4 protein-coding genes and 1 tRNA gene are annotated in these 7684 nt (G+C 60.2%); 4 read left to right on the top strand and 1 reads right to left on the bottom strand.

What is annotated here, in order from left to right; all coding sequences use genetic code 11:
• Positions 1–268: 268 nt before the first annotated feature.
• The 4 genes from ACQ4MY_RS02740 to ACQ4MY_RS02725 all read left to right on the top strand — a co-directional run bounded on the left by ACQ4MY_RS02740 (position 269) and on the right by ACQ4MY_RS02725 (position 5455).
• A tRNA-Met gene (locus tag ACQ4MY_RS02740) sits at positions 269–345 on the top strand.
• A 279-nt stretch (positions 346–624) separates the two neighbouring features.
• Positions 625–3264, top strand: coding sequence for a bifunctional lysylphosphatidylglycerol flippase/synthetase MprF (mprF, locus tag ACQ4MY_RS02735; protein WP_064120803.1), 2640 nt, complete (start codon positions 625–627; stop codon positions 3262–3264).
• Positions 3264–4559 carry an AcvB/VirJ family lysyl-phosphatidylglycerol hydrolase gene (locus ACQ4MY_RS02730; RefSeq protein ID WP_440093568.1) on the top strand — a complete coding sequence of 432 codons (1296 nt, stop codon included), beginning with the start codon at positions 3264–3266 and terminating at the stop codon, positions 4557–4559. Before mprF ends, ACQ4MY_RS02730 begins: the two co-directional genes overlap by 1 nt.
• A gap of 569 nt (positions 4560–5128) precedes the next feature.
• Entirely contained in the window at positions 5129–5455 is a 327-nt protein-coding gene (locus tag ACQ4MY_RS02725) for a DUF3077 domain-containing protein (RefSeq protein ID WP_440093566.1), read from the top strand.
• Positions 5456–5616: 161 nt separating this feature from the next.
• Here ACQ4MY_RS02725 and ACQ4MY_RS02720 read toward each other — a convergent pair whose 3' ends face one another.
• On the bottom strand, positions 5617–7458 hold the full coding sequence (locus ACQ4MY_RS02720; protein WP_440093653.1) for a potassium transporter Kup: 1842 nt from the start codon (positions 7456–7458) through the stop codon (positions 5617–5619).
• Positions 7459–7684 lie beyond the last annotated feature (226 nt).

The following is a 7684-nucleotide window of genomic DNA, read 5'->3' as shown; positions in this document are numbered from 1 at the left end:
CCGAAGGTCGTCGGTTCAAATCCGGCTCCCGCAACCAAACATCAAAAAAGGCTACTCGAAAGAGTGGCCTTTTTTGTGCGCGTCTGTTTTGTCGATTTCCTCTTCTTATAGAGAAGCTAGAGAAGCCATCGCCAAACAGGAATTCTTTGCATTTCCGAAACTTAAGCCTCCACCTGCGACCGTTTGACGCGAATGCACACTTATTTGACCCTTTATGGGATTAGCGGTTGACACCCCGTCGTTCGTCTGTAGAATGCCGCCACACAGACGCGGGATGGAGCAGTCTGGTAGCTCGTCGGGCTCATAACCCGAAGGTCGTCGGTTCAAATCCGGCTCCCGCAACCAAACATCAAAAAAGGCTACTCGAAAGAGTGGCCTTTTTTGTATCTGTTGAAAAAGTCCTTTCGCAACAATGATCTGTCACTGTGCAGTGAACCGCTGGGGATCATCAGACTCGCCAACTTGCGACTATGCTTGAGTCGCAGGCAAGACGTCTGCAATCCAGGAACTGCCCTCGCCGATACCCGGTGAGAGGCGTAGTATTTTGTGATTATTTTTTTCTACAGGGATTGGTAACTTGGCTGGATACCTCCATCCTGTCGCGCACAATCCAAGAGGTGATTGATGCGCGCCAACTCGTCTGATCCACAAGACACCGTCACAGCGGAACACCCGATCAAACCCGAGCGCTTGCGCTTGCTGGATCGGTTGAGCAAATACCGACAACCGATTGGTCTGGCGGTCACGCTGCTGCTGTTTGCCATTGCGCTGATTGCCTGTCGCCATCTGCTCGCCGAACTCGATCTCGATGCGCTGCACGACTCGATTCTCGACGTGCCGAAACCCGCCCTGCTCGGTGCGTTCGGCGCGACCGTGGTCGGCTTCATTATCCTGCTGGGCTATGAATGGTCGGCCAGTCGCTATGCCGGTGTGACCTTGCCGCCACGCACGCTAGCCCTCGGCGGGTTTACCGCGTTTGCGATTGGCAATGCCATCGGCTTGTCGCTGCTCTCCGGCGGCTCGGTGCGCTACCGTTTATATGCACGGCTGGGTCTGGGCGCGTCGGAAGTCGCGCACATGACCTTGTTTGCCAGTCTGTCGCTGGGCTGCGCCTTGCCGCCACTGGCAGCGCTGGCGACGCTGAGTGACCTGCCTGCTGCCTCCCAGGCGCTGGGGTTGTCCGAAGGTCTGCTGGGCACTGTCGCCGCTGTCGTGCTATTGCTTGGCGCAGTGCTGGCTATCGGCATCTACCGTCGACGCCTGCCGGAACAACCGTTGCGCGACAACCTGCTGGTCAGGGTCGGTCGCCGCACGCTGCGCTTGCCGGGGCGTCGTCTGACGTTCCTGCAACTGATCATTACCGCCCTCGACGTTGCGGCTGCCGCCACTGTCCTTTATCTGTTGCTGCCGGAAGCGCCGCCGTTTGGTGCGTTCCTGCTGGTGTACCTGCTGGCACTGGCGGCTGGCGTGCTCAGCCACGTACCCGGCGGCGTGGGTGTGTTCGAAGCGATTCTGCTGGCCGCTTTCGCCGACAAGCTCGGTGCCGCACCACTGGCCGCCGCCCTGCTGCTGTATCGCCTGATCTATGTGGTGCTGCCGTTGCTGGTGGCCTGCGTATTCCTGCTGATCAATGAAGGTCAGCGCCTGTTTCAGACTCAGACCATGCGTGCAGCGTCTGGTCTGGCGGCACCGATTCTGGCGGTGCTGGTATTCCTGTCCGGCGTGGTGCTGCTGTTCTCCGGCGCCACACCCGAGATCGACACGCGTCTGGAACACATTGGCTTTCTGATCCCGCATCGCCTGGTCGACGCCTCGCACTTCGGCGCCAGCCTGATCGGCGTGCTCTGCCTGATGCTCGCTCAAGGCCTGCGTCGTCGCCTCTCGGCCGCGTGGATGCTAACCACCATTCTGTTGCTGGTTGGCGCCCTGCTCTCGCTGCTCAAAGGTTTCGACTGGGAAGAAGCGACGCTGATGACCCTGACGGCTGCGCTGCTAGGGGTGTTTCGTCGCTCGTTCTATCGCCCGAGTCGCCTCACCGAACTGCCCTTCTCCCCCCTGTATCTGGTGGCCAGCCTCTGTGTGCTCGGCGCTTCGACCTGGCTGCTGCTGTTCGCCTATCAAGACGTGCCGTACAGCCATCAACTGTGGTGGCAGTTCACCCTGGATGCTGACGCGCCGCGCGGCCTGCGTTCGCTGCTCGGCGCCGCCGTCCTGCTGTTGGTGATCGCGCTAACTTGGCTGCTGCGCACTGCTCGCCCGGTCATTCACCTGCCGACACCCGACGAACTCGATCGCGCGGCGAAGATCCTGATGGCCTCGTCGCAGCCCGACGGCGGCCTCGCGCTTACCGGTGACAAAGCGTTGCTGTTTCACCAGAACGACGAAGCCTTCCTGATGTACGCACGGCGTGGCCGCAGCCTGGTGGCGCTGTACGACCCGATCGGCCCCGGCCAGCAACGTGCCGAGATGATCTGGCAGTTCCGCGACCTCTGCGATATTCACCACGCCCGCCCGGTGTTCTACCAGGTGCGCGCGGAGAACCTGCCGTACTACATGGACATCGGCCTGACCGCGATCAAACTCGGCGAAGAAGCCCGGGTCGACCTGCTTCGCTTTGACCTTGAAGCCAAGGGCAAAGAGATGAAGGACCTGCGCTACACCTGGAACCGTGGCACCCGCGATGGCTTGTCGCTGGAAATCCATGAGCCCGGTCAGGCGCCGATGGACGAGCTGAAAGTGATTTCCGATGCGTGGCTGACCGGCAAGAACGTGCGTGAGAAAGGCTTCTCCCTCGGCCGTTTCAGCGACGATTACCTGAAGCATTTCCGCATCGCGGTGATTCGCTTCGAAGGCCGCCCGGTGGCGTTCGCCAACTTGCTCGAGACTTACAGCCATGACCTGGCCAGTCTCGACCTGATGCGCGCGCACCCGGACGCCCCCAAGCTGACCATGGAATTCATGATGGTCGGCCTGATTCAACACTATAAGAGTCACGGATACGCGCGTTTCAGCCTGGGCATGGTGCCGTTGTCGGGGTTGCAACCCCGGCGTGGTGCACCGCTGACCCAGCGTCTGGGCTCGATGGTTTTCCGCCGTGGTGAGCAGCTGTACAACTTCCAAGGCTTGCGCCGCTTCAAAGACAAGTTCCAGCCTGACTGGGAACCCCGTTATATGGCCGTGCCCGCCGGACTCGATCCGCTGGTGGCGCTGGCCGACACTGCTGCCCTGATCGCGGGCGGCTTGACTGGATTGGTGAAACGCTGATGATTCAACGCTCCCTGAAGTACATCCTGGCCGCACTGATCGTGCTGGCCGTGATTGCCGGCGGCGGTTACTGGTACCTCAAACGCCCGGCACCGGAACCGACCGTCGAACAACTGACCCCGGCCGATGGCGCCGCCATGACCCGCGTTATCCCGGGCACCAAGCCCAAGGCGCAGGTGCTGGTCGCGGTCAACGACGACCAGAAACTCTCTGAAAAACAACTGACCACCCTGAGCCGCAGCGCTTCGGCGCAGATCGTTCAGGTGATTCTGCCCAAGGACTGCCTGCTGCAAAGCCGCGCCCTGCAATCGGGTCTGCGTGAACTGAACGGCCCGGCCACGCTGGTCAGCGGCATTGGCCCAGGCGCTGTGCTGGCCTGGCGCTGGTTGTCGGAGCAGAAAGACGACAAGGCCCAGGCCATCTCCGTCGACCTTGCCCTGGAAAAAGGTGGCTGCACTCACCTGCTGCCAAAATCCGCTGCCCACGGCCACTGGCTGGTAGCGTGGAACGACAACCCGGACGACGCCAGCGCAGGTTTCGTGCGCGATCAACCGAACGCCGAAACCAGCATCAGCGATTACGACATCAACCTGCCGCAAGTGCTGAACAACGAACTGCGCAAGATTCTCGTCGGCGGCGACAAGGCCAATGGCGGCCTGGCGATCCCGGTGGTTGAAGTGCCGGCCGGCCAAGCGAAAGACACCGTGACCCTGTTCCTCTCCGGTGACGGCGGCTGGCGCGACCTCGACCGCGACGTGGCGGGCGAAATGGCCAAGATTGGCTACCCGGTGGTCGGCATCGACACCCTGCGCTACTACTGGCAGCACAAGAGCCCGGAGCAAAGCGCGCTGGACCTGACCGAACTGATGCAGCACTACCGGCAGAAATGGGGCACCAAACGCTTCATCCTCACCGGTTATTCGTTCGGCGCTGATGTGTTGCCGGCGATCTACAACCGCCTGCCGGACACCGAGCAACAACGCGTCGACGCAATCATCCTGCTCGCCTTCGCCCGCACCGGCAGCTTCGAAATCGAAGTCGAAGGCTGGCTGGGTAACGCCGGCAAAGAAGCCGCCACCGGCCCGGAAATGGCCAAGCTGCCAGCGGCGAAGGTTGTGTGCATCTACGGTGAAGAAGAAACCGATGAAAGTGGCTGCACGGACAAGACTGCAGTCGGTGAAGCGGTGAAACTGCCTGGCGGGCACCACTTCGACGAGAACTACCCGGCGCTGGCCAAGCGCTTGGTGGACTTGATCGAGAAGCGTCAAGCGGCGAGCCAGGTCGCTGAAGAGTGATCTGAGCCACGTCCACAAAAAGCCCCCGCAACTTCACGGTTGCGGGGGCTTTTTACATCTCGGACGATGAACCCACTCCTACAGGGGAATTGCGCTGGATTCAGAAACTTTATACATGCACTCGTAAATATCTTGACTCTCGATGAAGCCAAAAACGGCAGGTGTCCACATTCCATAAAATGTGGACACCTGCATCGTCGGCAACATTGAATCGTCAACCCCGAAAATCACCAGTGGCGTGTAGTCTCGTTTACTTCCAGTCTCGCAATATCGGATGACGCCGACAGACCTTGTAGGCAAACTCCGAATCGCGTGTTGCGGAGCCTTGCCGCCCTGTTGTGCTGTTTTTTGACGGGATACTCTCCGGATGTCGCTGACCCATTCAGCGATCGGGTGTGGTAACCCGGAGAAACCATCGCAACAGCGCGCTCCTCAAATTATGGCGGCTGTGCGTGGGACGCTTTCGGGCGTGCCGGTTTCCTTGGTTCCCGGTTTACCACCCTGCGTACGGCTGCCTCCCTTTCGTGTGGTAACGAAAGTCGCGGCGCTTCGAACCAAGGAGTAACACGATGACCGAAACTGATCTGCACGGATTCGCAAACGTTAAAACCATCGGCTTCACCCCTTTCCTCCACAACTCTGATCAAGCGTTCTTCAACGTCCGCGCCGGCATCCCGATCATCGATGCCTTGTCCCAATCCTCCGACCTGCTGTCCCTCGCCAAATCCTTCGCCGAGGACGCTGCCTTCATCAAAGACACCGACCGCCATGCCTGGGCCGCGCATTACCTGACGGTGATGGGCAAAGCTTTGATTGATGATGTGATCCAAGCGCTGATCCCACGACCTGCGCGGACGAAGACCGAGTCTGAAGCAGAGATGCCTGAAGGCTTGTAGAGGTTTGAAGATCAAAAGATCGCAGCCTTCGGCAGCTCCTACATGGAATGCGAACCCTGTAGGAGCTGCCGTAGGCTGCGATCTTTTGATCTGAAGTTGCCGCCCACAAAAAAGCCCCCGCCAACCACAACGCTGACGGGGGCTCTTTCTATAACGCGAAGTTACATCTCCACCTGCGTCCCCAACTCAATCACCCGGTTCAGCGGCAGATTGAAGAAGCGCAAATTGCCATTGGCATTCTTCAACATGAATGCAAACAGTGCCTCACGCCAACGCGCCATCCCCTCAAGTTTCGAAGCAATCACCGTTTCGCGGCTGAGGAAGTACGTGGTGCGCATCGGGCTGAAGTCCAGATCATCCAGATGACACAGCTTCAGCGCCTGCGGCACGTCCGGTTCATCGGTGAAGCCAAAGTGCAGGATCACCCGGAAGAAGCCCTCCCCATGCGCTTCGACTTCAAAGCGCCGCGATGGCGGTACGCGCGGGATATCTTCGTAGACCACCGTCAGCAACACCACTTGCTCATGCAGTACCTGGTTGTGCAGCAAGTTGTGCAACAACGCATGCGGCACGGCGTCGGAACGCGCAGTGAGGAACACCGCGGTGCCCTGCACGCGGTGCGGCGGTTGCACGCGGATGCTGCTGATGAAGATCGGCAGCGGCAGCGCGCCTTCGTCGAGGCGTTCGACCAGCAGTTGCTTGCCGCGCTTCCAAGTGGTCATCAGCACGAACAGGGCGATACCGGCGATCACCGGGAACGCACCGCCCTGAACGATCTTCGGCACGTTGGCGGCGAAGTACAGGCCGTCCACCAGCAGGAAGCCGATCAACACCGGCACCGCGAGGATCGGTGGCCACTTCCACAGCAGCAGCATCACCGCCGACACCAGAATGGTGGTCATCAGCATGGTGCCAGTCACCGCCACGCCATAGGCCGAGGCCAGTGCGCCGGAGGATTCGAAGCCCAGCACCAGCAACACAACACCGACCATCAGCGCCCAGTTCACCGCACCGATATAAATCTGGCCCTGCTCATCGCTGGAAGTGTGCTGGATGTACATACGCGGGATGTAGCCGAGCTGAATCGCCTGACGAGTCAGGGAGAACGCGCCGGAAATCACCGCTTGCGAGGCGATCACCGTGGCCATGGTCGACAGACCGACCAATGGAATCAGCGCCCAGCTCGGTGCGAGCAGGTAGAACGGGTTACGCGCCGCCTCCGGGTTGTCGAGCAGCAAAGCACCCTGACCGAAGTAATTGAGCACCAGCGCCGGCAATACCAGGATGAACCACGCGCGGGCAATCGGCTTGCGACCGAAGTGGCCCATGTCGGCGTACAGCGCTTCGGCACCGGTCAGCGCCAGCACCACAGCGCCGAGGATCGCCACGCCCATGCCCGGATGAACGACGAAGAAATTCACCGCCCACATCGGGTTCATCGCATGCAACACTTCTGGCGTGTGGCTAATGCCATACACGCCGAGGGCGCCGAGGACGAGGAACCAGGTGACCATGATCGGCCCGAACAGGATGCCGATTCGCGCGGTGCCATGGCTCTGGATCAGGAACAACCCGACCAGCACCACCAGCGACAGCGGCACCACCCAATGGTCGATGCCATCAAACGCCAACCCCAGACCTTCAATCGCCGACAGCACGGAAATCGCCGGGGTGATCATGCTGTCGCCGTAAAACAGCGCCGCGCCGATCAGTCCGCACACCACCAGCAACGAGCGCAGTTTCTTGCGATGCCCTGCCGCCCGCCGCGCCAGCGCCGTGAGCGCCATGATGCCGCCCTCGCCCTGGTTGTCGGCGCGCAGCACGAACATCATGTATTTGATCGACACGACCCAGATCAGCGACCAGAAGATCAACGACAGAATGCCCAGCACGCCGTCGTGGTTGACCGGTACGCCGTAACCGCCGGAAAACACTTCCTTAAGGGTGTACAACGGGCTCGTGCCGATGTCGCCGTAAACTACCCCGACCGCCGCGACCAGCATGCTCAGCGGCTTGGAGGCCGAACCCTCGGCGCCTGCCGCATGACTACTTGCCTGACCCATCCAACACTCCTACTTCTCAGAACCGGCTTCTTTGAATGAAGCACTATGCTTTGTGGTGCAGCATGCGCTGTTTTACCTGTTGTTACAGACCATTTGTTGACTGTAAAAAATTGGTAAAGCTCAACGGCGCGAAGCATAGCGCAGCACTCGTCGTATTTCCCTGCAT

The organism is Pseudomonas sp. SM4 (assembly GCF_051913165.1).
GTDB lineage: Bacteria > Pseudomonadota > Gammaproteobacteria > Pseudomonadales > Pseudomonadaceae > Aquipseudomonas.
This window is presented reverse-complemented; position numbering and strand designations above follow the sequence as displayed.

Bases quoted from the DNA above. Each gene is read 5' to 3' on its own strand.
- mprF (WP_064120803.1), top strand. From the start codon at position 625: ATGCGCGCCAACTCGTCTGATCCACAAGACACCGTCACAGCGGAACAC.
- ACQ4MY_RS02725 (WP_440093566.1), top strand. From the start codon at position 5,129: ATGACCGAAACTGATCTGCACGGATTCGCAAACGTTAAAACCATCGGC.
- ACQ4MY_RS02730 (WP_440093568.1), top strand. From the start codon at position 3,264: ATGATTCAACGCTCCCTGAAGTACATCCTGGCCGCACTGATCGTGCTG.
- ACQ4MY_RS02720 (WP_440093653.1), bottom strand. From the start codon at position 7,458: ATGCTGGTCGCGGCGGTCGGGGTAGTTTACGGCGACATCGGCACGAGC.